Below are 22,233 nucleotides of genomic sequence, written 5' to 3' on the forward strand. Positions count from 1 at the left end.
GTTGTTATCTGGCCGCCCCTGCGACTATCCCGTCTGCGCTGCGAGCGCGTATCCGTAGATGTCGCACAGCCCGCGCACTCCCCCATCAACAACATGGAGGATTTGGAATGCGGTCGATCGGAATGGATGTGCATCGAAGTTTTGCGCAGGTCGCGGTTCTTGACCGGGGCAAGGTCACCGAAGAATTCCGGGTGGAACTGGATTACGACGCTGTGGTGGCCTTTGGGCAGAAGCTTCGAAAGGATGACGAAGTCATACTGGAAGCGACTGGGAACACCTCGGCCATTGTAAGGTTGTTGACGCCGTTCGTGGCCAAGGTCGTGATTGCGAACCCGCTTCAGGTGAAGGCCATCGCCCACGCGCGCGTCAAGACCGACAAAGTCGACGCGCGGATTCTGGCACAGCTTCATGCCGCCGGCTTTTTGCCAGAGGTCTGGGCTGCGGATGACGATACCCTGAACCTGCGTCGTCTCGTGTCGGAGCGCGCGGCGCTCGTGCGATCAGTGCGACGGGTGAAGAGCCGGGTCCAGGCCGTTCTCCACGCCAATCTCGTGCCGAAATACTCGGGACATCTGTTCGGAAAAGATGGCAGAGACTGGCTTTTGACGGCCCCGTTGCCCAAGGCAGAGCGCGACCTCCTCGCCCGCCATCTTGATGAACTGGACTGGCTGAAGGGCAAGCTTGAAAAGCTGGATGGTGCCATGGCACGAATTGCGCTTGACGACACTCGCACGCGCAAGCTGATGACGATCGCCGGGATAAATTCTGTGGTTGCCACGGCGGTAATAGCCGCCATTGGCGACATCTCCCGGTTCCCGACGCCCGACCGGCTTGCGAGCTACTTCGGCTTGACCCCGCGGGTGCGCCAGTCCGGCGATCGCGGCGCAATCCATGGCCGCATCTCGAAACAGGGAAATGCGACTGCCAGAACGATGCTGATTGAAGCTGCCTGGTCGGCCGCCTCGGTCCCTGGGCCGCTGCGTGCCTTCTTTCTCCGGATCAAGGACCGCAAAGGCCTCAACGTCGCGGCGGTCGCCACGGCGCGCAAGATCGCAAATCTGATCTGGCAGTTGCTGACCAAGGAGGCTCCCTACAGATGGGCTCGGCCCGCCTTTGTCGCCATGAAGATGCGCAAGCTTGAACTTCGTGCCGGCGCTCCCAAAGCACATGGGCCCGCTGGTCCCGCCCGCGATTACTGGATCAAGGAAATCCGCCATCGAGAGATGGAGCTCGTTGCACAGGCGGAGGCAGCTTACGCGGCCATGGTCGAAGCCTGGAGAGATAGGCCACCTAAACCACAAAAAAGCTGAGAAAGGGGCTGTTCAACAACATCCGTGTCGATCTCGATACTGCCGTCATCGAGGAAACGGCAGAGCGATTTCCAACGGGAAAGCGCATATCGGCTCGCTTCCGCCGTCCCGGATTTTTGCGGCAGGCGCTTGAGGTTGTCGTCCAGCCATAATCGCAGGGCTTCGACCTTAGACTTGGCTCTTTCCTGCCGCACAGCTTTCCGCACGTTTGGCGGCTCCCCACGAATAGTCTTCTCGATCTCGTAGAGTTCGCCAATCCGACGGAGCGCTTCCTCCGCAATCGGCGCTTTTCCTGAAGTCGTCAGATCGAAGAACTTGCGTCTTGCATGCGCCCAGCAGGCGGCTTCCAGGATGGTCGGTGGGCCGCCTGGCTTGTGTGGCTCGTAGAGATCACGGAAGCCAGCATAACCGTCGGCATGCAGCACGCCGGAGAAGGTAGCGAGATGCTGCCGGGGATGCAGTCCTCTACGATCCGGGCTGAAGAAGTAGCAGACTGCAGGTGGGATCGTGTCACCATAGGGACGACCGTCGCGAACATAGGTCCACAACCGCCCGGTCCTAGTCTTGCCCTTGCCTGGCTCCAGAACTGGAACGGGCGTGTCGTCACCGTGAAGTCGATGGCCAGCGAACACATGGTCTCGAAGCTTCGCCAGCAACGGCTCCAGCAATGTGCTAGCCTTGCCGATCCAGTCGGCCATGGTCGAGCGGGACAGATCGACGCCTTCCCGCGCATAAATCTCGGATTGGCGATAAAGAGGCAGGTGATCGCAATATTTGGCGATCAGCACATGGGCAACCAGCCCCGGTCCCGGCTTGCCGCGTTCAATGGGCAACGACGGCATGTCGGCCTTAATCTGCGTATCGCAGCCCTTGCAGGTGAAGCGGGGCTGGACATGGCGCACGACACGGAATGAGGCCGGGACATAGTCGAGAACTTCGCTGACGCTTTCGCCTGCACGGATGAAGTCGGAGCCGCCACAGACCGGGCATGCGCAAGTTGCCTGGTGCGTCACGTCATGGCGTGGCAGATGATCGGGCAATGGCTGGCGGCTCGGCTTGGCCTTTGCCGGACCGGCAGTCGACGACAATGCTGGGGCCATGGCTTCCGCCTCGGCCGCCTCGATATCTTCCAACGCCAGTTCGAGCTGTTCGATGGCGCGGTCCATCTTTTCGGAGGACGAGCCGAACCGTGCCCGCTTGAGAACCGCAAGCTGCGCCTTCAGTTTGTCGATCAGGGTGTCGCGGGATTGAAGCTTTCGAGCCTGTTCTGCCAGTTGATCGGCCTGCGCAGCGATAATGGCTCGCAACGCATCGACGTCATCCGGCAGGATCGAAGGGCTCGTTTCCATGCCAAAACTGTAGCTGATTTGGCGTCAGATTGCCACTTATCTATCTGTAAAGATTCGCATCTGTCTTACGCGACCCGTGTCGGCGCAGAGGTCCAGGAAGGACGCCGCCAGTCTATACCTTCCCACAGCATCGACAACTGCGCCGCCGTCAGCCGGGCCGTGCCATCGGTCGCGGACGGCCAGGGAAAGCGGCCCTTCTCCAGGACCTTGTAATAGAGGCAGAAACCCTGACCATCCCAGAACAGTAGCTTGATACGATCACCACGACGGCCTCGGAACGCGAAGACCGAACCCGACGCGGGCCTCTGGCGAAGTGACGACTGCACCAGCGCCATCAGGCCATCGATCCCCTTGCGCATGTCCGTCACACCGCAGGCGAGATAGACGCGTACATTTGCGCCGGGCGCGATCATGCGTCTTCAACCGAGCGGATCAGTGCTTTCAGGACGTCAGCCGCAATGTTGGCCTCGACCTTCAAGACGCGGCCGCCCTTGCAACCGATCTCGATCCGCATGGGGCGTGCCGACCGCTTTGCCGCAGGCTTGTCGACGGAGGCGGGTCGCTCCGCTTCGTTGCTCGTCTCCGTGGCAATCAATGCGACCGGCAGAAAGGAGACCACCGGCTCCGACTGTTCGGCCGCGAACTTGCGCCGCCAGGCATAAATCTGCTGGGGTTTGACATCGTGCCGCCGCGCGACGTCGGCAATGCTGGCATTCGGCTCGGCAGCCTCCTGCAGTATCGAAAGCTTCTCGTCGTCGGACCAGTCGCGTCGACGCTCGACGCCCGTCAAAATCTCCATGCGGCCCATAGTTCATCCCTGATGACGTCTCTAATGACGGAATTAGTGACGTAACTTCAGGTGTTCGCGGGAAATCTCAAAGGCAGATTCACCGGACGCTTACCGTCGATCCTTGTCAACGCACCGATCAACGCCAAGGCTCGCAACGTCGAGCCCTTTGGCCCGGTGGCCCTTATAAACTCGTTCGACGACTTCGATGACGCCTTGATGGAAGCGAACCGCCTTCCCTATGGTCTTGCGTCCTACGCTTACACTTCTTCGGCGAAAACAGCGGCCGCGCTTACGAACCGAATCGAGGCGGGCATGATATCGATCAATCATCATGGATTGGGTCTGCCGGAGCATCCGTTTGGAGGCGTTAAGGATAGCGGCTTTGGCTCCGAGGGAGGCACGGAAGGCCTTGATGCTTATCTGTCCGTGAAGTTCGCTACGCAGGTCGGCCTCGACGCTTGAGGAACGTCTGTGCCGGAATAGACGACGGTTCTATGGCTTTCCGGCAGTTTCCGAGGATATTGGCATGTCACCGTAGTCGTGATTGATCTCAAAGAGCTGTGGGAATTTCTGCTGACAGAGATTTTTGAGCAACAAGATGTAGGGGTTTTGGGAGAGATATTTCGATTCCCCAAAATAGACCGGGATATCCTGCACCTCTTCTAAAACTCTAACCGCAAGGTGCGAGCGCGCGCTTTCAAGCGTCCAGGTAGGCAGTATTGTAAAGCCGAGCCCTGTCTCCACGCAGCGTTTAACGTTGGAGCTCGACGATGTCGAAATCGCAACTCTCGGCGATTTCCCGTCTCTGCGCATGAGGTCCAATGCCATGTTCCGCAACATATGACCGGGCTCAAACGTAACGTAGGGCTTCCCATCAGCCCAGTCCGCAACTGACGCAAACTCGTCTGGCGATTGCCAGTCCATCGGGTAGATCAAGGCGAGTTTGTAACTGCCGAGCGCGTGCTGCACCACTTCATCACCAATGAACGGCCGCTCCGTTATAAAGGCATCAACCTGTCCGGTCTTCACCAGTTCCACCAATGCTACGTCGCGTTCATAGCAAACGATCTGAACTTCCGGATATGTGGAACTGAATTCGCCAATGATGGGTTGGAAAAGATAGTAGAAGATCGCCTGCGGCATGCCGAAACGAATGACGGGACGCTCCTTATCGATGAGCTCGTTAAGACGGCTCAACATCGCGTCCAGCTCTGGTACAAGCAGATTGTAAAGCGTGCGACCGCGTGCGGTCAGAACCGTTGTCTTTGCGCCTTGCTCCGACACGACCAATCTCTCGCCGAGTATCTGTTCGAAACGACGAATATGATTAGCTACAGACTGATAGGAAATATTTAATTTTCGAGCGGCGGCAGAGTAAGAACCTTCCTTCGCGACCAGATGGAACGTTTGGACGAGGGTCAGGCTGACATTCTTCATTGAGAAACATTTTCCTTGATGGGCATTTGTTCTATATCCGGGCGCGTTCGAGCGCCTGGAGATGCTGCATTGCCCCACTGGTTCACGCCAAGTTTGGTAGCAAAAGCCCCTTGAAATGACTACAAGAAAGATCGCGGCTTGCGTTCGATAGCAATTCGCGCCAACGCGGCCAAAGTTCCAAGGTTTCCCCTACAAGGGCATCGCATATTTGTATTCTGCTCGATTTCTCAAGCGGCTAGCCTGCTCCACACATTGCCCGCGCACGGCGTCGGAGAAGGTCTTGTCGGCTATCTCCATACTTCCGACCGGCATGGAATTTGGTCTCCGGCAAACGAGTGGATTTCAATGAAATACAAGTATCTGATCGTAGGTGGCGGCTCCGCCGGATGCGTCCTCGCCAACCGACTCTCCGAGACCGGGAAGCATAATGTATGCTTGATCGAGGCTGGTCCCGATACCCCGCCAGAAGACGTGCCGCGATCGGTTTATGGCGATGCATTTCTCCCAGACTATTTCCAGCCCAACCGTTACTGGACCGAGTTGACAGCATACGCAGACCCGGTCGGTAACCGGTCGCCGCAGCAGATAGAAGCAGACATGAAACCAAGGCGCTACGAACAGGCGCGCGTCATGGGCGGCGGATCGACGGTCAACGGCCAGGTTGCCATTCGTGGGCTTCCATCTGATTACGACGAATGGGAAAAGCTCGGAGCGGATGGATGGTCGTACCGAGACTGCGAACCATACTTTCAAAAAATGGAGAACGACATCGACTTTCCCGCCGTAAGCGGGCAGCCGGCAGGACGAATCCCTATTCGACGGACCTTTCCTCAGCACTGGAGCAAGTTTGCGCTTGCCATGAGGGAAGGCGTTGCGACCAAGGGAATCCCTTACGTGGACAATTGTCATGCCGAACCGATCGACAGTTGCTTTCCGTTTACCCGTAACAATGTCTACGATCATCGCGTGTCTTCGGCCGCAGGCTATCTCGACGAGGCGACGCGCCGGCGTTCGAACTTGACGATTGTCTCCGAAGCCCATGTTGAATCCATCCTTCTCGAAGGCAGGGTTGCGAAGGGCGTTGTTCTCCGCAGAAAGGGGAAGACCGAAACAATCCACGCGGAAGAAGTGATCCTGTCGGCCGGCGCCCTGCACTCGCCGGCGCTGTTGATGCGGACAGGCATAGGGCCAGCCGAACACCTTCGCGAACTGGGTATTGATGTAGTTGCCGATCGGCCGGGCGTCGGTCAGAACCTGCAGGACCATCCCTTGATCGGCTTCGCTGTGTATCTCGACCCCAAGGGCATGATGGACGACTACGTAAAAAGCAGTCTTTTGATGCATATGCGTTGGAGCTCGGGCTACGAGGGCTGCCCACCAACCGATATGAAACTGACTGTTTCTGGTCGGTTTGCTTGGAGCGAGGTTGGCAAGCGCCTTGCGATGGTCAATTTCGGCCCGAACAAGGCTTATTCGAGAGGATTCGTCAAACTGCGCAGCAAGAACCCCAATGAGCACCCGCTCGTGGCCTTCAATTATCTCGCCGATATTCGTGATTTGAACCGTATGAAGGCCACGGCTCGGTGGGTAAGCGGTATTCTTTCAAGCGCTCCTGTTAATGACTATGTTCGAACGTTCTGGCCCGGCATCTATGCAGACTCGCTCAGGAATCTCGCGGCAAAGACCTGGATCAACGACGTCAAGACCCGGATCGCCGCCAGCTTTCTCGACATGGGCGGAATGGCTCGCAACTTCGTTCTCGGCAAGGCGATCGACAGTCGTTTCACCCTCGATAAAGTACTGAATGACGAGCACAGTCTCGAGGAGTGGATACGCACCGGGGTGCAGGGCGACTGGCATGCTTGTGGAACCTGCCGCATGGGTAGACCGGACGACAAGGCGGCTGTCGTCAACTCTCGCGGAAAGGTCTATGGAGTCGAAGGCCTGTGGGTCGTCGATGCATCGGTCATGCCCTCGGTCCCCTGCGCGACAACGAACCTCTCCACGATGATGATCGCCGAGAAGATGGCCGATCACATTCAGCAGGCGGCATAGTGACGACTGAGCTGGCCGAATCGAAAACGGGATCGAGGATGACATGAAACGTCTGAAGGGAAGGCAAGGAGCGATAAGCTACGGTCACGACATTGGGATATTGATGATCGACTGCTTCAACCCGTTCATCCCTGGTGATGTCGGGAACGCCTACACCTACGACTTCCCCGTTCTGTATCACCTTGTCCCCGACGTGACGATCAAGCGTCTTGTTGAGGAGGGGGATCTAAGCCTCGCTCAAAATATCGTGGACGCTGCACTCCATCTCCAGCGGCAGGGTGTCAAGGCAATCACGAGCGATTGCGGCTACATGCTGCATTTCCAAGACATAGTGCGAAAAGCTGTCGATGTTCCGGTGATGATGTCAAGCTTGCTGCAATTGCCCTTGATTTCGGCACTCCTGCCCCCCTCCCAGTCGATAGGGATCATATGTGCTAATTCCAGCAGCCTAACGGACGATATGCTGCGCAAGGCTTTTCCAGCGCAGGACCGGGAGATATTCGTCGGAGGCATGCAGAAGCAGTCGGAATTTCGCCATGCGATCCTTGACGAAATGGGGGACATCGATCCGGAAGCTGTCAGCCAGGAGGTTGTCGCTATCGGGGTGGGGCTAATCGATCAGCATCCTTCCATTGGCGCCATTTTGCTCGAGTGCTCGAACCTCCCGCCATACGCAAAATCGCTTCAGGATCAGATTCATGTCCCTGTCTTCGATTTCACAACGATGATCAATTATGTGCGCGCTAGCTGTGTGCGGTCCCATTTCCGGGGAGGTTACTAGCCGTGAGCACTAAGGGGGTCTTCCTGCTCAGCCGGGTCTGCTAGACTAGAATGATCTCACGTTGACCAACAGATGTGCTGCGAATGCACATCCCTGTCATGAACAGACGACGCGCGGAGGGGCCGCGGCCATTGTAGGCAGCGGCGATGAGGAGTTGTGTCCAAAACTGGTCTGCTGCTGCGACTTCGACTGAGGTCGTGATCCCGATGATGACGCCTCTAATAGGCCTAGGGTCTGGCTCCTAAACTGCTCCCAAGCTGAGTCAATTCTTTGAATCTTATAACGAATACTGAAGGAGAGAACGATGCGTGGTGCAGACATATTGGTGGAGATGCTCATCGGCTACGGCGTCGAGGTTATCTTCGGTGTTCCTGGGGATACAAACGTCCCGCTCTATGAGGCTCTTCAGGAACGTGAAGGAAAAATCCGTCACGTTATGGCGAGGGACGAACGTTCCGCCGGCTATATGGCCGATGCATACGGGCGCTTCACGCGTAAGCCGGGTGTATTCGAGTGCCCGTCCGGAGCCGGGGCCATGTATTCTTTGCCGCCGGTCGCAGAATCCAACATGTCGTCGGTTCCCGTTATCCTTTTGACGATCGACATTCCCCTCCCAGGTGAAGGGCGTGGCGTCTTGACCGAGCTGGACTGCGCGCGCCTCTTCGATCCCATCACGAAGATGTCGGTGCAGGTCAAGTCGCCGGAAAAGCTTCCGGAGATCATCAGACGGGCATTCCGCGTCGCATGCTCCGGCAAGCCTGGCGCCGTGCATCTGCAGATCCCGGAAGATATGCTCCTCCTCGCTGAAATCGATCCGTCAAGGATTTCCTTGCATGTCGAACATGAGTGCATGACCTTCCCGGCTTACCCGACGCTTCCACCGGCTGATAAGCTGGAAGCGGTCATGTCGTTGCTGACCAGCAGCAAGCGGCCGCTGATCGTTTCTGGCGGCGGTGTCAATCGCTCGTGTGCCGGAACTGAGATAACGGAACTGGCGGAGCGTTTGAACATACCAGTCTGCACAACCATGACCGGTCAAGGCACCATGCCGGATGACCATCGCCTCGCTGTCGGGGTGATTGGTGACAATGGCTTCCATCCGCATGCAAACTGGTCGCTTGAACATGCGGACTTCGTCCTCTTTGTTGGATCCCGAATGGGTTCGGTCGTAACCATCGGTTGGACCTTTCCGAAGGTAACCCTGAACAAACGCGTTGCGCAGATTGATATCGATCCGGAGGTGATGGCGAATAACTATGAAAACGTCGTTTCCGTGCAGGGAGATGCGCAGTTGGTCCTGCGGAAATTGCTCGAAATGGCCCCCGACGATAACGACGCTTCCCGGACTCAGCATTGGGTTGACGAGCTCAACACGCTCCGTGCCAACTTCTGGGAAAATGCCGAGATGTTGCTTAATTCGGAAGCCGCGCCGCTACGGCCGGAGCGAGCTGTCCGTAGCTTCAACGAGGCACTTGACGCATATGGAAAACCGGCCCGAATCTACTCGGACGCTGGAACACCGACTCCTCATATGACACGATTCTTGAGGCTCAAGGACAATCGTACCCGGATCGCAATTCCTCGGGCATTCGGTGGCCTCGGTTCCGCCCTTCCAGCGACCGTTGGCGCTTGGTTTGCCGACAAGGAGTGCCGACCGATCGGAATGTTTGGTGACGGGTCGTTCGGCATGACCGTCGGAGAACTGGAAACTCTCGTCCGCTTGCAGGTCCCCGCCATTTTGCTGCTTTTCAACAACGGAACGTTTGGATGGATCAAAGGGCTCCATCGCTTGAAGGGCCACAATCAGTGCTTTGGAGTCGACTTCCTCCCGCCGCGCGGACAGGCGATCGCGGAGGCATTCGATGTAAAGGCATGGACGGCCACCAATTCCCGTGAACTGGATTCGGCCCTCGCCGCAGCATTTGCTTATCACCAGGGGCCTTGCCTGATCGATATCCATGTTGAATCAATCGCGGACCGTGTACCACCAGTTTACTCTTGGCTGAACAAAAGAGGCAAGGACCCTCTCAGCATCGAAGCTGAAGAAGTCCGCTATTTCTGAACTCCACGCTTGCAAACTCAGCGCCGTGCAGACCTCGGCCGTGGACGCCATGATCGGTTACGGCATCGAGGTTGCCGGAATGCATCGAAAGTGGCGTCCACGGAGAGATTCAATATCCATCAAATCACGCCCCACGCTCGAAACCTGCTCCTCCCTGTAATCTCACATGGACCGAGCTCATCAATCAGCCGAAGTGCCGCCCGCGGCGTGACGTCCAAGTTGCCAGCGACCATCTCGGCCGAGACCAGCGGCTGCGCTATGAGCAGATCGATTAGCCCCGGTCGGCGTGACGAAGTGCGCCGACCGACAAGACGCCTTTCCATCATGGTACGCGCCAAAGTCAGCCGGTCATGCTCCCTCATCCCGAGTTCGGCAGCCACCGCGAAACCATGTAGGATCGCCGAAAGACGAATGTTGCGGTCGCGATGCCGACGACACTCGACGGGCACGATCTTCAGGCCGATATTGAGGGCGAAGAGATGCCCGCCGTTGCTGAGGCCCGCTTGGTGCAGGAGGGACGGGGCCAGAAGCCGACCAAGCCAGGGCGCGTGCTGCAGGAGGGCGAGATTATTCCAGGCATCAAGCGCCAGCACGGTCTGAAGCACTGGCGGCATGTCGTTGATTTTTGTTAGAACGGCGCACGATTCATCGAGACGGGCGTTCTCGTCCCAGTCCACATCATACACGAACGGTCGCCCTCATTACCGCGCGCCGGCGCCTTCGCCGCGACAATCACCGACTCGGAGCGGACCAGCAAGGCGTTGATCGCCGCCAACTCCATTGTCATCGGATCGTCGGCAATGTCACCGGCTCCGCTGTTCTCCGCCACATCGTTTTGTACCGCCGCCGCCGGGCCCACCTCTATAGAGGCGTATGCATCTTCGGCATCGCCGGCGTGGTACAGGCGGACTTGGACAGCGCCCAGCCGGCCGGTTGCGCGGAGAAAGCCCGATGCGAGAGCAGTTGCACCAGGCCTTGATTCTGTCTGCCGATTTCGGGAGGAGGAAGTTCGACCGTCGCGCGAGACTGCTGAGAGGAAGAGTGCAGATTCCAATCTCCTGAATCTATGCTGCGTCGCAGCATTCTCAATAAGTAGCCTAACAAACATTTGTGCGCGCCGTCATCAGGTGCCGGAAACATCTTCCGGCTGAAATGCGTCGGCTAAGGCGGTAACAAGGCCGACGATCTTTCGGCGCATCCTATTTGAACTGATCCGTGAAAATGCAAGGTTGAGATCACGCCCTTCGTTTGTCTCGAGAAAGCTGGTGATTTCGGGCGCCGCAGCCACCATACCTTGCCTGGAATCGTCCGCATCAGGAAAGAAATACGAGGGCGGCACGCCGAATGTCTTCGCAATCACGGCGAGGCGGCTGGAGCTCACCCGATTCGTCCCCTTCTCGTATTTCTGGATCTGCTGGAAAGTGACGCCTAGCGAGGCAGCCAGGGTATCCTGGCTCATGCCCCTCAAGCGGCGCTGCGCTTTGATCTTGCTTCCGACTTCCACGTCGATCGGGTCAGGCGTCTTCGCCATTCAGTTCTCCTCGATCGTTTCGAGAATATCATACTTTTTGACGATCGCCCCGACGCCACTATTGAGCAGCGCGACCATTGCCTCCTTGGTCACCGGGAGTGTCACGACGCGCTCAAGATGCATTGGCGGTAAATCGTGATCCGGTTCACTTGAAACCGCTTCGCGTAAATCAACGATCGCCTGGCGGGCACTCTCCGCACTACCGAAAAACGGACTTCGGACCACATCGTCACGCCAACGCGACCCGGCCGACTGGAAGGTGGGCGAATAGGTGTAGAATGTGAAGGAAGGTGCTGCTGACACTCGGTTTCCTCCCAGAGCAACGCGGTACGCCCCCGCTTCTGCTCTTTGACCCCTGGTGATCGGGGAGTTGGAAACCGCATAGCACGGCCCTACGGCCTTTAGCTCCGAGGAACCTGTTGCATACGCCGCAGGATCCCCGACCGCAAAGGTCGAAGAGTGGTGCCATGTCGCGGCACCTGCCTAGCTATGAGGGGTTTCCACGCCCCAAAGCAGCGCGTGACTGCTTCAGCCGTGAGTCTAGGCGATCACGCGGCGCGGTGCAAACACTCAGAGTAGAAATTCCGAATGAATTCAGTCGATAGATGCTGAAGATGGTTCCCCCGATATGCGCCCAACGATATGGCTGCGTTTCAGTATCAGCGAAACAGACGGCCAGTTGTGCGGCCAGACGGAAGGTGAACGCCATGGACGAGCAGAGCGAGACGATAACGATTTCCAGCCGCAGCGATTTCGCCCTTTGGGCAATTGAACGGGCTAAGGCGATTGTTGCTGACGAAGGCGGCAATCTCGCCATCGCCACGCGTGACCACGGCGAAGACGAAGTTGCCGCAACGGCCAACGCCCTTGGCCAGGCCATCGTAGATGCCCTGCTTGAAGTCTTCGATGGCCTGATGCAGGAATAGCGGCGGATTAACGCTCCGCGCCGTCGCGACCATTGTCTCGCTGGCGGTCCTGTTCCGCTTGGTGGAGAACCTGCTGGCGATGTTCATACTGTGCATTTTTCGCCGCGCCTGCCTGCTCGCGGGCGGCCCGAGAGGCGCGGCCAGTGGCAATAGCCTGCTGCTGTGCCGCGATGGCGGGATCGACGGTAGAAGGGGCCGGTCGGCCCTGCGCCTGACCGTCATCTGAACGTGCCGCCGCCGATGTACCCCCTCCCCCATTAGTTTCCGTAGCCGACCTTACCTGCTGCATCTCGATATCGCGACGCTGCTCCGCGAACAGTGCAGAGATCTCGCGCCGCATTTCCTCGACCGCCTGGCGCTCGGCGCTGCTATCAACCATCCCTTCAAGGCGATCCATCGATTTGGTGGCACGCGAAACGCGCTCGTCGAACTGTTTCAGCGATAGGGGCATAGCGTTTTCCTTCTGCTGTTGAATGGTTGTGATCAGGGCCTTGAATTCCGCTAGTGGCTCGTCCGGCGGCGCAGCGGACCGCTCGGTCAAAGTATCGAATTTCTTCTGCAGCCAAGGCGACGGCGCACTATGCTTCGCGGAGCCGGCCGCCTCGACGACGACGGAGGCACGCAATCCATGCGACAGCAACCGCGTCTGAAAACCTCTGGCAACGGACCGTGTCTCGGAACCGGGACCAAACTCTTCGCCCTGCTTGGCCAACTCGCGCTCAATCTTGCTGACGCTCGCGGTCGTTGGCGCCAGGACCTGGACGGACTTCCCCGCGACGGAAATCAATTTGGCCTCGACGCCGATAGCGCCTTCGAGAATAACAGCCACCGTCTCGCGTTCCATGGCCTGTTCGACTTCCAACCGGAGAAGAACGAAGCCGCTGGCACGCAAAGTAGCATGCGGTGCATGAGTGGTCGCCGCGGCTGCGAACCTGTCGGCTGCTGCGATGACCGATGGCTTCGCCCCTGCCCCCTTCAGCGCGATGGCCGTCGCCTGCCATTTCGGGGCGAGCGCGAGGTTGCCATTGGAGAGTGTCGCTCGATCGACAACGCCCACCCGCTTGCGCTCGACACGCTGATTGACCGCAGCAGACTTCAGATAACGTGGATCGGATCGGCCGCGCTCATAGGCGCCGGCCTGTGCTTGGCTATAGGGTCGGGTCGCCGCAACATCCGCGCGACGTGTAGCGACCATGGCGATGCCGTGCTCGCGCGCCTTCGCTGCGAACCGCTCCCGCCATGCATAAAGCTCCGGCTTCGTTAGCCGCAATGCTTTGCCGATATCGTCGCGTGCCGAGATCATCGTGTGGACATGCACATGACCGGTATCGGGGTGATGAGCCGTGATCCAGCGATGGCCGGCCACCTGCTCGCTAAGGAAGTCACGAACGGCACGATTCATCGCTTCCGCATCCGTCCCGGCTCGGGCGGAGAAAATCACATGGAAGGCATTGCGCGGCTCGACGGTCCGGATGTCGCTCGACCAATTCCGCCAGATGCTGTCTACCATGCTCTTGATCGCCGGGCCACGCTGCACCTGCTCGCCGGCGCTAGTGATGGCATGCTTTTCCGTGCGGAGGAACTTCTCGAGGAAATAGCGGCCCGACTTTTCAGAGACCGCGGCGCCGAGAATGCGGACCTCGGCCGAGACACCGGCGTTCGACAAACGGCGCGCAATATCGGTCTCGACGTTCTCAACCGCCCGCCCCGGCCCTTCTCCCTTTTCGCGCGTCCTGAGCGCACCGACAATCTTCCTTGACGGAAGATCAGTAACAACAAAGACGGAAACCTGACCGTCCGGATTGCGAGCATAGAGAAAGGGCTTGGAGCCGAACGCCGAGTTCAGCGCATCGTGAAGATCCTCATCGTTCACCGCCTCCGGCAAATTGATCGACAAGGTGGCAACTGCGTTCACCGCATAGGCTTCGCGAAACTCTGACAGCCACTCCTGCAGAACGGCCGCCCGTTCTTCGCGGCTCGCAATCGTCACACCCTCCTGGTCGATAATCGGGATGTCGACCTTTCCCTTCTCTCCGTTTTCCTTTTCGACCTCCCGCGTACCGAGATAGGTCATCAGACCCACGGCCGACGCCCTGCTCGAAACAGTCGATGTGACCTTGATGACGACTGCCTGCGCACCGGCCGCGATCGCCGCCCGGCTCGCCGTCTCCATCGATGACGGCTTGCGGGAAGAAGATCGCATAACCGGCGGCCGGTCGACGCGCGGCGTCCCGCCAGCCCCTCCTCCGCCGCCGCCCGATCTCCGCAGCTCGTCATCCTCTACGGATTTCGAACCAGCACCAAGAGCGCCAAAAAGGGTGATCACGTCCCGCTCGGAGGCACTTGCAGGCTGGAGGATGGAGGCGATAGTCGGTTCTGGTGAGAGGACAGCAGCTGGCCGGGCTTTGCTGGCGATGCCCGTTGGCACGTATCGTTGCTGGGGCGCCTCGGCGGTAATGGCCATCCGCACCATTCCTGCGCGCCTGTGGCGCTCGTCTTCCTCTTCGAGGAGCGACTTTGTCCGACGCACCTGGAAGCCCTCGATATCACTGAGCAGGCTCGTCCAGTCATACGCCATGACCATCTCTCCTCCGCCCCCGTCGGCTGATCCGCAGCATCAGGTCAACGTCGGCCCGCAGCCGGAAGACACCTTCGAGAAGGCTGCGAAGTGCTGCGTCAAGATGGGGTTCATAGCCGACGCGGCCTTCATTAATACCCCGAACTGCCTGGTTGAGATTGATACCGATGCGGCGAAGCTCCTCGTTCGTAGCTCGTAAAGCGTCGGCTTCGACGGGTCCAACGGGAAGCGGAAGCCCAGCCCGGTCGCGAAACAGCAGCCGGATCACATCGCTGGCGGTGCGGTCTTCACCGCAAAGGTCCGCAAGAGCTTGCCGCTCCTCCGGCCTTAGACGGACCCTGACCACTTCGCTGCGCATCGCTTTCCTTCCGCTTGCGAGGTTGCCGGAGGCGACCCCAGAGCGCCACCGGCGCGAACCTGAGCCCTGCCGGAGGCGGGGCGACGTCGAGTTTGTACCACAAACTTGACTATCCTGCCACCTATAACTAAAATATATTTTTTTACAATTCATCATCACAATACAAACACTCTCGCCCAAGCTCCCACCACAACCACGCACCTCCAACGCCACCCGGCCCGTTAACAGTTCCCCGTTGTTCGTGCGATCATTGCTAGCGATATCACTGGCAATCGCCCAATTACCCATTAATCACTGACAGTTAACCGCGCTTCCGTTACTCATTGTCAACGGGCAACTGGCAATTGTCTGTTGGTCATTGCCCGTTGTCGGCGGTCAATCAGCAATCGACAATCATCAACGGTGAACGAACAAAGGGCAACGAATGCATTGCGGAAAGACAAGCGAGGAAATAACTATAGTTTATTCTCAGAATGAAGGAGCCATCATGATCGTCACCATCGCCAATCCCAAGGGCGGAACCGGCAAGACCACCCTCGTCCGCGCTCTCTCCGGCACGGCCGCCCATGCCGGCAACGACGTCTTCCTGATCGATGCCGACAGTCGCGCCAATACGATGCGCTGGGTCACGATGTCGAAAAAGATGGACGTCTGGCCCGACCGGCTGGAAGCCGAAAGCTGCCTCGATCCCAACCAGATCTACAAGCTCGCTCTCCATCATCAGCAGGAGGGCAAGATCGTCTTCGTCGATGTCGAGGGCACGACCAACGAAAACCTGTTCGCCGGCCTCTACTGTGCCGACATCGTGCTGATCCCGCTGCAGACGACCCAGGACGACGTCGTTGCCGGCATGCAGCTCGCGCTGAACCATGTGCCGGTGGTCGAAGAGGATCAGAAGCGCAAGCTCTCGACGATGATCGTCATCAACCAGCACGATCTGGTGACCGGCCGCGCCAAGGCGCATGAGCCGCTCCGGGAAATTTTACGCGAGAGCGGTGTCGCTCTCGCCAGCCAACCGATCGCGCGCCGCGCGTCCTATCAATCGATTGGCGCCGCCGGCACGCTCCAGACATCAGCGAAGCCTGATCCGAAGGCGATCGCCGAGATGGAAACGCTCCTTGGCGAGTTGCTTGCCCTCTACCGGTCGAAGACAAGCGAGGCAAAGCGATGAGCGACGGCGTAGACAGCAAGAACCTCGTCCTCGGATTGATCTCGACAGGCCGCGATCGCCCTTCGGTTCGCGAAAAGATGGTTTCCCCCGCAAAATCCGCTGAAGAAGACCAGGCGCCGGCACCATCAGCGAAGCCGCCATTGGCGCGCGGCCAGCTCCGCAACATGGTGGCCAGGGGCGAAAGCCGCGACCCGGTTGCCGGCAAACGCTTCCGCGACACCGAGAAAGTCACCACCGGCATCCATATCCGCGCCGAGGTCCACAAGAAGCTGAAGATCCTCGCTGCGATCGAGCGGCGGAAGTTCAACTCCTACATCGAGGAGGCGATCGACGACTATCTCGAAAAGATCGCCGAGCGGATTCCCGATATTTCCTGAGCGGGAAAAGGGAGAGGTCATCACGCGCTTCGCTTTGCGGCCTCCCCATTCGCCCTGAGCGCCGCCATCAGCATCGGCCCGAGCCCGAATTCACCACGCGCCGCCTTGCGGCTGAGATCGCGCAGATAGCCGCCGGGCGAGGTGATGTGCTCGGCCCGCTCCAGGATGCAGGCGACCGCAATCGCGGCATTCTCCGGCCCCATCACCTCGCAAGCCTCCTGATAGGCCGACGGGCTGACCCCGAGCGCCGATCGGACGGTTACGGCGGCCGTCATCAGCTCGCGCCAACTCTCGATCCGGCCGCCGGCCGCGTAGTCGGCAATCTGCGGGCAGGCCCTCAACACCAGTGGCAACGGGTAAGCTTTCAAAGGCTCGGCAGTCCGGTTCGGTTTCGGGCTCGGCATCTCGCCCTGCTCTTTTTCGGAGCGAGGTTCAAGTTCATGGAAGGATTCGGGTTTTGAATTCTGTATGTGACGACTGCCATGGCTGTCATTGACACCCGTTTTTTCTGCTTTTACCTGAATTTCCAGTCGGTTGATGATTTCCTCACGCAAAAGCGCCATTTCTTCGAGCACCGCATCGACGTCCTGACGACGAGGAGAGCGCGGCAGACGGGCCAGGAGCGCAATGTACATCGCCTCGATCGCCTCCCAATCGCCATCCGCGCCCTCGTCCATGGCGGCTGAGATCAGCTTGCGAACGTCACGGCGGCAAAGCGACAACGCCTCTTTCGCGCGCTTGAATTGAAGACGCTCGGCAGCGACCTGTTGCGCCAGGCTGGCCAACTCGCTCGCACGGGCGAGCAGAGGCGCGAGGCTGAAGCCGAAAGCAGCCTCAATGTCCCCTCCCCTACCCCGATGCGCATAGCGCTTGCCGTTCGGGCTATCGCGGCGCTCGATCAGGCCGGCATCGACCAGCGCGGCAAGATGCCGGCGCAAGGTCGTGCCGGCGATGCCGTGCGCGCGCAGCGACAGCTGATTGTTCGACGGAAAAACGACCAGACCACCGCTCTCATCCGCGAGTTCATCGCTCGGATAGAAGCTCAGCAGTGCCTGCAGCACCGTTATCGAACGATCCTGGAGGCCGAACACATCCTTCGCCTCGCCGACGTCATTGAAGACTTTCCACTTATTGACCGCCTTGCCCGCGCCGCGGTCGGCAGTTTCGAGCTGGCCTCTCACCAGGGCAAGCGTCATCGGCCGCCCATGGGGCGTTGTCACACGTCCAATTTGCATTTTCTTTCACCTTTCAAAGGGCAAAAGAAATCCACTCACCAAAACGGTGCCAAAGACTCTTGACTGTGATTCGTGGAAATGCGATTCTCGATCTTGCTACAGAATACGAGGAAGGCTTCCACGGTTTACCGATTGGGGGCCTTTTTCTTTTGCGGATTGATCCTTTCCGTCGTCCTAGAAGTAAACCACGTCAGCTCTCCATCGACGCCTGATATTCACGATGAAGCTGCTCGAGTTTGCTGATCACAAAATCGCCGAATGCAGGCGAAGATTTCTCATCGAAACTCAGATTGAGGGCCTTGGCAGATCTCTGCACGGTCGCGAGTTTCTGGCCGCTTTCTGACTTGACGGTCTCGGGTTTCACTCCCTTGCGCTTTGCTGTCAGCACATCCATCACCATCGCGAAGCGGTCGTCGGTGTCAGCAGCCCGGAATTCCTTGCTCTGCAGAAGACCGTCGAGTGCCTTCGGCTTGCTTGCCGCGAGCTTCTCGGCCAATCCCATCCAGCGCGGTCGTCCAGCCTTCGGGGCTGGTCCAATTGCTTCGATGATCGATCTGGGCACCGAGTGCGCGACGCTCATAAGTTTTGAGAGTTGGGTCTTCTCCATCCCCAATGCGGACATGATTACCTGCCGGTCGAAGCCGCGCTCCTCGAGTGCGAGAGCAAACAGGCCGCGCTCGATATAGCTAAGGTCGGCCCGCGCTGCGTTTTCCTGACCTTGTGCAACGACCAGTTCTTCGTCGGACAGGTTCTTCACGACCGCTTTGACGGGGCGCCGGAGTGCGGTGGCAACGCGCACGCGCCTATGACCAAAGACGACCTGGTAGCGATCAGACTTTTCAGGGTGCGGCCTCAAAAGGACCGGGCTCCTCTGACCGGAGGTGCGGATAGCCTCCAGCAGTTGCTGGAAGCTATCGCCGTCATCCGTCAGACGATCGGAGACGAAGGAGCTGTCGATCAAGTCGGGGGCGATATCGACAACTGCCGCCCCCTCCGCGATCAGGGCACGCGCCTGGTCTGCGGCGCTAACAATGTTGCCCAACGATCGTCCCATGGCCCCAACGGCGCCCGAGCGGATATGCTGAAGCTTCTTCTCTTGGCCCGCTTCAAGTTCGTGCGCTTCCTCATCGGAGTTGCCATGTGGCAACTCGCTGTCTCGCCTGGAAAGCATGGCTTTGAGCGTATCCTTGCGGCTCATGACGCCCTCCCCCAGGCCTGCTTCATCAGGCTCTCGATTTCCCCGTTTACGGCATCGAGCGACTCGATGGCCCGGTCATACGTCGACCTGGCGAAGTTCTCACGGCCCACCTCGTACAGGGTCTGCTTCGACAAGCCAGCGTCGGAAATTGCCGTCGATTTCAGCATTGTGTTTGTGAGCACTCTTTCGCGAAACAGCGAGCGCATGAAGCCGACCATCTGCGCCTGTGGGCCGTCAGATGGTTCGTAACGGGTCACGACATATCGGATGAAATCATAGTCGAGATCACCACCGGCATCTTGCACCACACTGAGCAGGTCGGACGTCATTAGCAGGAATTGGCACATCGACATGACGTCGAGCATCTGCGGATGGGCGGTGATCAACAGACCCGTCGAAGCGCAAAGCGCTCCCAGTGTCAGGAAACCGAGCTGTGGCGGGCAGTCGATCACGATCACATCGTATCTGGCTTCCACGGAACCGAGCGCGGATGCAACGCGACCGAAAAAGGGCTCCGTGGATCGCTCTGCAAGGGCCCGGGGCGTATCGTGCTCATATTCCATCAGCTCCAAATTGCCGGGAATAAGATCGAGGCCGGTGAAGTAGGTCGGCTTGATGATCTCCGAGAGGGGACGCCGCTTATCATCGTAGCGGATTGCAGCGTACATGGTTTCATTCGCCTGGATGTCATACTCGGGCTGATACCCGTGCAATGCCGTCATAGAGGCCTGCGGATCGAGATCGACACCAAGGACGCGATAGCCCTGGAGCGCTAGATATTGCGCGAGATGAGCGGCGGTCGTGGTCTTGCCGCTGCCACCTTTGAAATTGACGACGGCCATGACTTGGCAATGCTCACCCGGCCTGCGCCGGTGGACATAATTCTTGCTCTTCGAATTCTCATCCAAGACGGCGCGAATCTGATTAATCTGGTCCAGGCTATACCAGCGGCGGCCGCCAGACCCGATTTCCGGCTGGGGGCCCTTCCCGCCAAGAGAAAGCTGACGAAGGTATGCGTCGCCAATACCAATTAACTTCGCGGATTCGACGGAGGAGAAAGAGCGAAGGGTCTTTTTCGAAACGGGTGGGAACAGCGCCTTGCGCATCGCAAGCAGCTCTTCGGAGAGCGCAGCGCCATCGCCCGCGATGACGTCGGTCATCAACGGCTTCGGTGCCTCTGGAACGGCGGCTTGACTACGAGCCTTCAACATAACTACGAAAATTCTCCAAAGTTGGCGAATAAGTCGTAGGCGAGAATGCTCCGAGTCGCAATCGTTGGCAAGGAAAATAGGGTTAACAAAACCTTAACGCGATTTGTAGAAACCAGCGATGAGGATTCCCGCGGAGCAGGATAGGTGATCCGGGCCGAAAGTTGCCATGTGGCAACTCGCTGAACCCCTTGGGAAACAAGGCAAAACGAAAAGTCCACGTCGAAGGGCCACCCTCGGGAAAGGCATAGGGTCTAAGGAAAGGGAGGAAGAAACCATCCCCTTCCCCCAGTGTAGAGTTCAAGGGAGGGGCTTGCCCTTCCTTGGGTGGGGTGTTTGAGGCGGCAGATCCTGCCCTGACCTTTCATGGGGAGAGTTTGAGAGGGGTGGGTTGAATGGGCGGACACCGTATTCGGGCTCCCCGGCGCATCGACTAACACGCGATCGCCAAAGCATCTCGCCCGATTCTCCTCGGTCCAGCCGTCCATCAACGACGTGAATCAATCAAGTCCGAACGATTCAGAATTGTCGTTGGACAGTAATGCCCCAATTAGCGACGATTCCGTCATGATCACGCAGCCCTACCAGCTTTATGTCGAGCGCACCGAGCCAACGAAGAACATGGCCCGGTATTACGCCATGACGATCGAACCGACGCTGTTCGGAACGGCCTGCCTGACACGGCGATGGGGACGCATCGGCAGGATGGGCCAGGAGAAGGTGCATCATTTCGAGCGGGAGGAAGAGGCGGTTCACTTGTTCCTCGATCTCCTACGCCAGAAGCGGGCGCGCGGCTATCGTCCTGCGGGACCGAGTCGAACCGACCGCGCCGTCTGAGGGAGGGGGAGGAGGCCCGCGACGACGGGCCTCGCGGGAAGCCTCATCGACGTCGGGTCCAGTCAGTCTCAAAGGCGACTTCGATCTCGACGAAGAACGGGATCTTGAACGCGATCTTCAGGCCGAGCTTGCCCTTGCGAAAGAACTGGGCGGCGACCTTGGCGAGGGTGCGGAGGCGTCGGCCGGTGACGGTGAGGAATTTGGCGAGTTGGCGCATGATCTCTACTCCTTTCGATAAGCTTTCATTGCGGGGATAGGCGGCAACCCGGAGAGGCGCGCTGCACCGGGACGGCCGCAGCGGATGCGGAGGACCAGACGGCACCTGAATTTTGGCGCGCGAGGAGCCGCAGGCGGGGAAAATTCTGGCGGCGGCGGGTTGCGGCGCGCCGGGAGGGATGCAACATCCCCGATGCCGATGACAGGGCATCGAAAGGAAGGAGCGGCAACCGGCCTTTCTCCTCCTCCGGCCGCTTTCCTCCCGCCTGGAAAGGCGAAGCTGGGCTTCGCGCCGGCTGCGTCGGTCGATCCGCGGCTGGCCCGTCGACACGGCAGAAACCGCCCCTAGAACGGCGGCTCGGCGCTCATGCGACCGTCCTGTTCGGCCAGGATCGTTTCCCGTTCGGCCCGCGCCAGGCCGAGTTCGGCCTCGATCTGACGGCGCTCGGCCGGATCGGCGTTGCGGGCTTCAGCTTCGAGTTCGAGGATCGTGCGGTCGAGGTCGTAGGTCATCGTCGTCTCCTTGACGTTTTGTGAAAGACGACGCGCGCGGTCATGGTGGCAGGCAGGAGTCAAGGATCGCGGAACGCGACCGGCGGAGCCGGCGAGTGGGGGAGCCGAATTTCTGGCGCGGCCCTCAAGGGGCGGGACTGAAATTTGGGGGAACCGCTCTTAGGTCTTAGTCAAGCGTCCTGTTTGGAGAAGGCGCCGTCATTCTGGCGGCTCCTCGTCTGCCATGATGGCGTCAAATGCGCTGTCGAGCGATGCCTGTTCAGCGAGGAGCTTTGCGAGTTCAGCCTCGCTTGCCGCGCGC

At 59.0% G+C, this 22,233-nt stretch carries 22 protein-coding genes and 1 pseudogene; 9 read left to right on the top strand and 14 right to left on the bottom strand.

All coding sequences use genetic code 11. From position 1 onward, the window contains the following. Positions 1-122 precede the first annotated feature (122 nt). Positions 123-1,310: an IS110 family transposase gene (locus J0I79_RS04165; protein WP_292855365.1), complete on the top strand. Its 1,188-nt coding sequence runs from the start codon at positions 123-125 to the stop codon at positions 1,308-1,310. Here J0I79_RS04165 and J0I79_RS04170 read toward each other — a convergent pair. The 3 genes from J0I79_RS04170 to J0I79_RS04180 all read right to left on the bottom strand — a co-directional run bounded on the left by J0I79_RS04170 (position 1,253) and on the right by J0I79_RS04180 (position 3,467). Further along, complete coding sequence (locus J0I79_RS04170) at positions 1,253-2,659, bottom strand: IS66 family transposase (RefSeq protein WP_292855363.1); 1,407 nt, start codon at positions 2,657-2,659, stop codon at positions 1,253-1,255. The two genes, J0I79_RS04165 and J0I79_RS04170, sit on opposite strands and share 58 nt — an antisense overlap. A gap of 65 nt (positions 2,660-2,724) precedes the next feature. Continuing rightward, the gene (gene tnpB, locus J0I79_RS04175) at positions 2,725-3,072 is read right to left on the bottom strand and encodes an IS66 family insertion sequence element accessory protein TnpB (RefSeq protein ID WP_137935547.1); all 348 of its coding nucleotides are present in this window, start codon (positions 3,070-3,072) and stop codon (positions 2,725-2,727) included. Then, positions 3,069-3,467: a transposase gene (locus J0I79_RS04180; RefSeq protein ID WP_137935546.1), complete on the bottom strand. Its 399-nt coding sequence runs from the start codon at positions 3,465-3,467 to the stop codon at positions 3,069-3,071. The genes tnpB and J0I79_RS04180 overlap by 4 nt, the downstream gene beginning before the upstream one ends. A gap of 93 nt (positions 3,468-3,560) precedes the next feature. On the opposite strand from J0I79_RS04180, the pseudogene J0I79_RS04185 reads away from it, so the two are divergent. Continuing rightward, positions 3,561-3,911, top strand: a pseudogene (locus J0I79_RS04185) (aldehyde dehydrogenase family protein); the annotation flags it as partial. 30 nt (positions 3,912-3,941) lie between these two features. Here J0I79_RS04185 and J0I79_RS04190 read toward each other — a convergent pair. After that, complete coding sequence (locus tag J0I79_RS04190; protein WP_137935224.1) at positions 3,942-4,886, bottom strand: LysR family transcriptional regulator; 945 nt, start codon at positions 4,884-4,886, stop codon at positions 3,942-3,944. 345 nt (positions 4,887-5,231) lie between these two features. Between J0I79_RS04190 and J0I79_RS04195 the strand changes: the two genes are divergently transcribed. The 3 genes from J0I79_RS04195 to J0I79_RS04205 all read left to right on the top strand — a co-directional run bounded on the left by J0I79_RS04195 (position 5,232) and on the right by J0I79_RS04205 (position 9,784). Then, the gene (locus J0I79_RS04195) at positions 5,232-6,941 is read left to right on the top strand and encodes a GMC family oxidoreductase N-terminal domain-containing protein (protein WP_137935223.1); all 1,710 of its coding nucleotides are present in this window, start codon (positions 5,232-5,234) and stop codon (positions 6,939-6,941) included. A 43-nt stretch (positions 6,942-6,984) separates the two neighbouring features. Continuing rightward, positions 6,985-7,722: an aspartate/glutamate racemase family protein gene (locus J0I79_RS04200; protein WP_137935222.1), complete on the top strand. Its 738-nt coding sequence runs from the start codon at positions 6,985-6,987 to the stop codon at positions 7,720-7,722. 304 nt (positions 7,723-8,026) lie between these two features. Beyond that, positions 8,027-9,784, top strand: a complete 1,758-nt coding sequence (locus tag J0I79_RS04205) for a thiamine pyrophosphate-binding protein (protein WP_292855364.1) — start codon at positions 8,027-8,029, stop codon at positions 9,782-9,784. Positions 9,785-9,903: 119 nt separating this feature from the next. Here the strand turns inward: J0I79_RS04205 and J0I79_RS04210 are convergent, their stop codons facing one another. From J0I79_RS04210 to J0I79_RS04220, 3 genes are all read right to left on the bottom strand, one after another. Further along, positions 9,904-10,470 carry an RHE_PE00001 family protein gene (locus J0I79_RS04210; protein WP_232375875.1) on the bottom strand — a complete coding sequence of 189 codons (567 nt, stop codon included), beginning with the start codon at positions 10,468-10,470 and terminating at the stop codon, positions 9,904-9,906. Positions 10,471-10,907: 437 nt separating this feature from the next. Next, positions 10,908-11,315, bottom strand: coding sequence for a helix-turn-helix transcriptional regulator (locus tag J0I79_RS04215; RefSeq protein WP_137935220.1), 408 nt, complete (start codon positions 11,313-11,315; stop codon positions 10,908-10,910). Next, on the bottom strand, positions 11,316-11,618 hold the full coding sequence (locus tag J0I79_RS04220; RefSeq protein WP_137935219.1) for a hypothetical protein: 303 nt from the start codon (positions 11,616-11,618) through the stop codon (positions 11,316-11,318). 404 nt (positions 11,619-12,022) lie between these two features. Here J0I79_RS04220 and J0I79_RS04225 point away from each other — a divergent pair, with 404 nt between their 5' ends. Beyond that, positions 12,023-12,241, top strand: a complete 219-nt coding sequence (locus J0I79_RS04225) for a hypothetical protein (RefSeq protein ID WP_137935218.1) — start codon at positions 12,023-12,025, stop codon at positions 12,239-12,241. Positions 12,242-12,248: 7 nt separating this feature from the next. Here J0I79_RS04225 and J0I79_RS04230 read toward each other — a convergent pair whose 3' ends face one another. Both J0I79_RS04230 and J0I79_RS04235 read right to left on the bottom strand, forming a co-directional pair. Next, entirely contained in the window at positions 12,249-14,819 is a 2,571-nt protein-coding gene (locus J0I79_RS04230; RefSeq protein WP_171026530.1) for a relaxase/mobilization nuclease domain-containing protein, read from the bottom strand. Further along, complete coding sequence (locus J0I79_RS04235) at positions 14,809-15,177, bottom strand: MobC family plasmid mobilization relaxosome protein (RefSeq protein WP_137935216.1); 369 nt, start codon at positions 15,175-15,177, stop codon at positions 14,809-14,811. The genes J0I79_RS04230 and J0I79_RS04235 overlap by 11 nt, the downstream gene beginning before the upstream one ends. 487 nt (positions 15,178-15,664) lie before the next feature. Between J0I79_RS04235 and J0I79_RS04240 the strand changes: the two genes are divergently transcribed. Both J0I79_RS04240 and J0I79_RS04245 read left to right on the top strand, forming a co-directional pair. Next, positions 15,665-16,348 (top strand): ParA family protein, encoded by a 684-nt coding sequence (locus J0I79_RS04240; RefSeq protein WP_171026529.1) that lies wholly within the window; start codon positions 15,665-15,667, stop codon positions 16,346-16,348. Further along, positions 16,345-16,725 carry a hypothetical protein gene (locus J0I79_RS04245; protein WP_137935214.1) on the top strand — a complete coding sequence of 127 codons (381 nt, stop codon included), beginning with the start codon at positions 16,345-16,347 and terminating at the stop codon, positions 16,723-16,725. Before J0I79_RS04240 ends, J0I79_RS04245 begins: the two co-directional genes overlap by 4 nt. Positions 16,726-16,745: 20 nt before the next feature. Here J0I79_RS04245 and repC read toward each other — a convergent pair whose 3' ends face one another. The 3 genes from repC to repA form a co-directional block, all read right to left on the bottom strand. Next, positions 16,746-17,960, bottom strand: coding sequence for a plasmid replication protein RepC (gene repC, locus J0I79_RS04250; RefSeq protein WP_137935213.1), 1,215 nt, complete (start codon positions 17,958-17,960; stop codon positions 16,746-16,748). 190 nt (positions 17,961-18,150) lie between these two features. Continuing rightward, positions 18,151-19,158 carry a plasmid partitioning protein RepB gene (gene repB, locus J0I79_RS04255; protein WP_137935212.1) on the bottom strand — a complete coding sequence of 336 codons (1,008 nt, stop codon included), beginning with the start codon at positions 19,156-19,158 and terminating at the stop codon, positions 18,151-18,153. Further along, positions 19,155-20,318 (bottom strand): plasmid partitioning protein RepA, encoded by a 1,164-nt coding sequence (gene repA / locus J0I79_RS04260; protein ID WP_232375874.1) that lies wholly within the window; start codon positions 20,316-20,318, stop codon positions 19,155-19,157. Before repA ends, repB begins: the two co-directional genes overlap by 4 nt. Positions 20,319-20,933: 615 nt before the next feature. Between repA and J0I79_RS04265 the strand changes: the two genes are divergently transcribed. Further along, positions 20,934-21,203, top strand: coding sequence for a WGR domain-containing protein (locus J0I79_RS04265; protein ID WP_137935210.1), 270 nt, complete (start codon positions 20,934-20,936; stop codon positions 21,201-21,203). Between the two features lie 43 nt (positions 21,204-21,246). Here the strand turns inward: J0I79_RS04265 and J0I79_RS04270 are convergent, their stop codons facing one another. Continuing rightward, the gene (locus tag J0I79_RS04270; protein ID WP_171026528.1) at positions 21,247-21,420 is read right to left on the bottom strand and encodes a hypothetical protein; all 174 of its coding nucleotides are present in this window, start codon (positions 21,418-21,420) and stop codon (positions 21,247-21,249) included. 344 nt (positions 21,421-21,764) lie between these two features. Further along, positions 21,765-21,932 carry a hypothetical protein gene (locus tag J0I79_RS04275; protein ID WP_171026527.1) on the bottom strand — a complete coding sequence of 56 codons (168 nt, stop codon included), beginning with the start codon at positions 21,930-21,932 and terminating at the stop codon, positions 21,765-21,767. Between the last annotated feature and the right edge of the window lie 301 nt (positions 21,933-22,233).

Source organism: Mesorhizobium sp. (assembly GCF_017306585.1).
Lineage (GTDB): Bacteria > Pseudomonadota > Alphaproteobacteria > Rhizobiales > Rhizobiaceae > Mesorhizobium.

Coding starts and splice junctions, on each gene's coding strand:
- J0I79_RS04225 (WP_137935218.1), top strand. CDS start 12,023: ATGGACGAGCAGAGCGAGACGATAACGATTTCCAGCCGCAGCGATTTC.
- repB (WP_137935212.1), bottom strand. CDS start 19,158: ATGAGCCGCAAGGATACGCTCAAAGCCATGCTTTCCAGGCGAGACAGC.
- J0I79_RS04165 (WP_292855365.1), top strand. CDS start 123: ATGGATGTGCATCGAAGTTTTGCGCAGGTCGCGGTTCTTGACCGGGGC.
- J0I79_RS04245 (WP_137935214.1), top strand. CDS start 16,345: ATGAGCGACGGCGTAGACAGCAAGAACCTCGTCCTCGGATTGATCTCG.
- J0I79_RS04200 (WP_137935222.1), top strand. CDS start 6,985: ATGAAACGTCTGAAGGGAAGGCAAGGAGCGATAAGCTACGGTCACGAC.
- repC (WP_137935213.1), bottom strand. CDS start 17,960: ATGCAAATTGGACGTGTGACAACGCCCCATGGGCGGCCGATGACGCTT.
- J0I79_RS04265 (WP_137935210.1), top strand. CDS start 20,934: ATGATCACGCAGCCCTACCAGCTTTATGTCGAGCGCACCGAGCCAACG.
- tnpB (WP_137935547.1), bottom strand. CDS start 3,072: ATGATCGCGCCCGGCGCAAATGTACGCGTCTATCTCGCCTGCGGTGTG.
- J0I79_RS04240 (WP_171026529.1), top strand. CDS start 15,665: ATGATCGTCACCATCGCCAATCCCAAGGGCGGAACCGGCAAGACCACC.
- J0I79_RS04180 (WP_137935546.1), bottom strand. CDS start 3,467: ATGGGCCGCATGGAGATTTTGACGGGCGTCGAGCGTCGACGCGACTGG.
- J0I79_RS04205 (WP_292855364.1), top strand. CDS start 8,027: ATGCGTGGTGCAGACATATTGGTGGAGATGCTCATCGGCTACGGCGTC.
- J0I79_RS04170 (WP_292855363.1), bottom strand. CDS start 2,659: ATGGAAACGAGCCCTTCGATCCTGCCGGATGACGTCGATGCGTTGCGA.
- J0I79_RS04190 (WP_137935224.1), bottom strand. CDS start 4,886: ATGAAGAATGTCAGCCTGACCCTCGTCCAAACGTTCCATCTGGTCGCG.
- J0I79_RS04195 (WP_137935223.1), top strand. CDS start 5,232: ATGAAATACAAGTATCTGATCGTAGGTGGCGGCTCCGCCGGATGCGTC.
- repA (WP_232375874.1), bottom strand. CDS start 20,318: ATGACCGACGTCATCGCGGGCGATGGCGCTGCGCTCTCCGAAGAGCTG.
- J0I79_RS04215 (WP_137935220.1), bottom strand. CDS start 11,315: ATGGCGAAGACGCCTGACCCGATCGACGTGGAAGTCGGAAGCAAGATC.
- J0I79_RS04235 (WP_137935216.1), bottom strand. CDS start 15,177: ATGCGCAGCGAAGTGGTCAGGGTCCGTCTAAGGCCGGAGGAGCGGCAA.
- J0I79_RS04230 (WP_171026530.1), bottom strand. CDS start 14,819: ATGGCGTATGACTGGACGAGCCTGCTCAGTGATATCGAGGGCTTCCAG.
- J0I79_RS04270 (WP_171026528.1), bottom strand. CDS start 21,420: ATGCGCCAACTCGCCAAATTCCTCACCGTCACCGGCCGACGCCTCCGC.
- J0I79_RS04275 (WP_171026527.1), bottom strand. CDS start 21,932: ATGACCTACGACCTCGACCGCACGATCCTCGAACTCGAAGCTGAAGCC.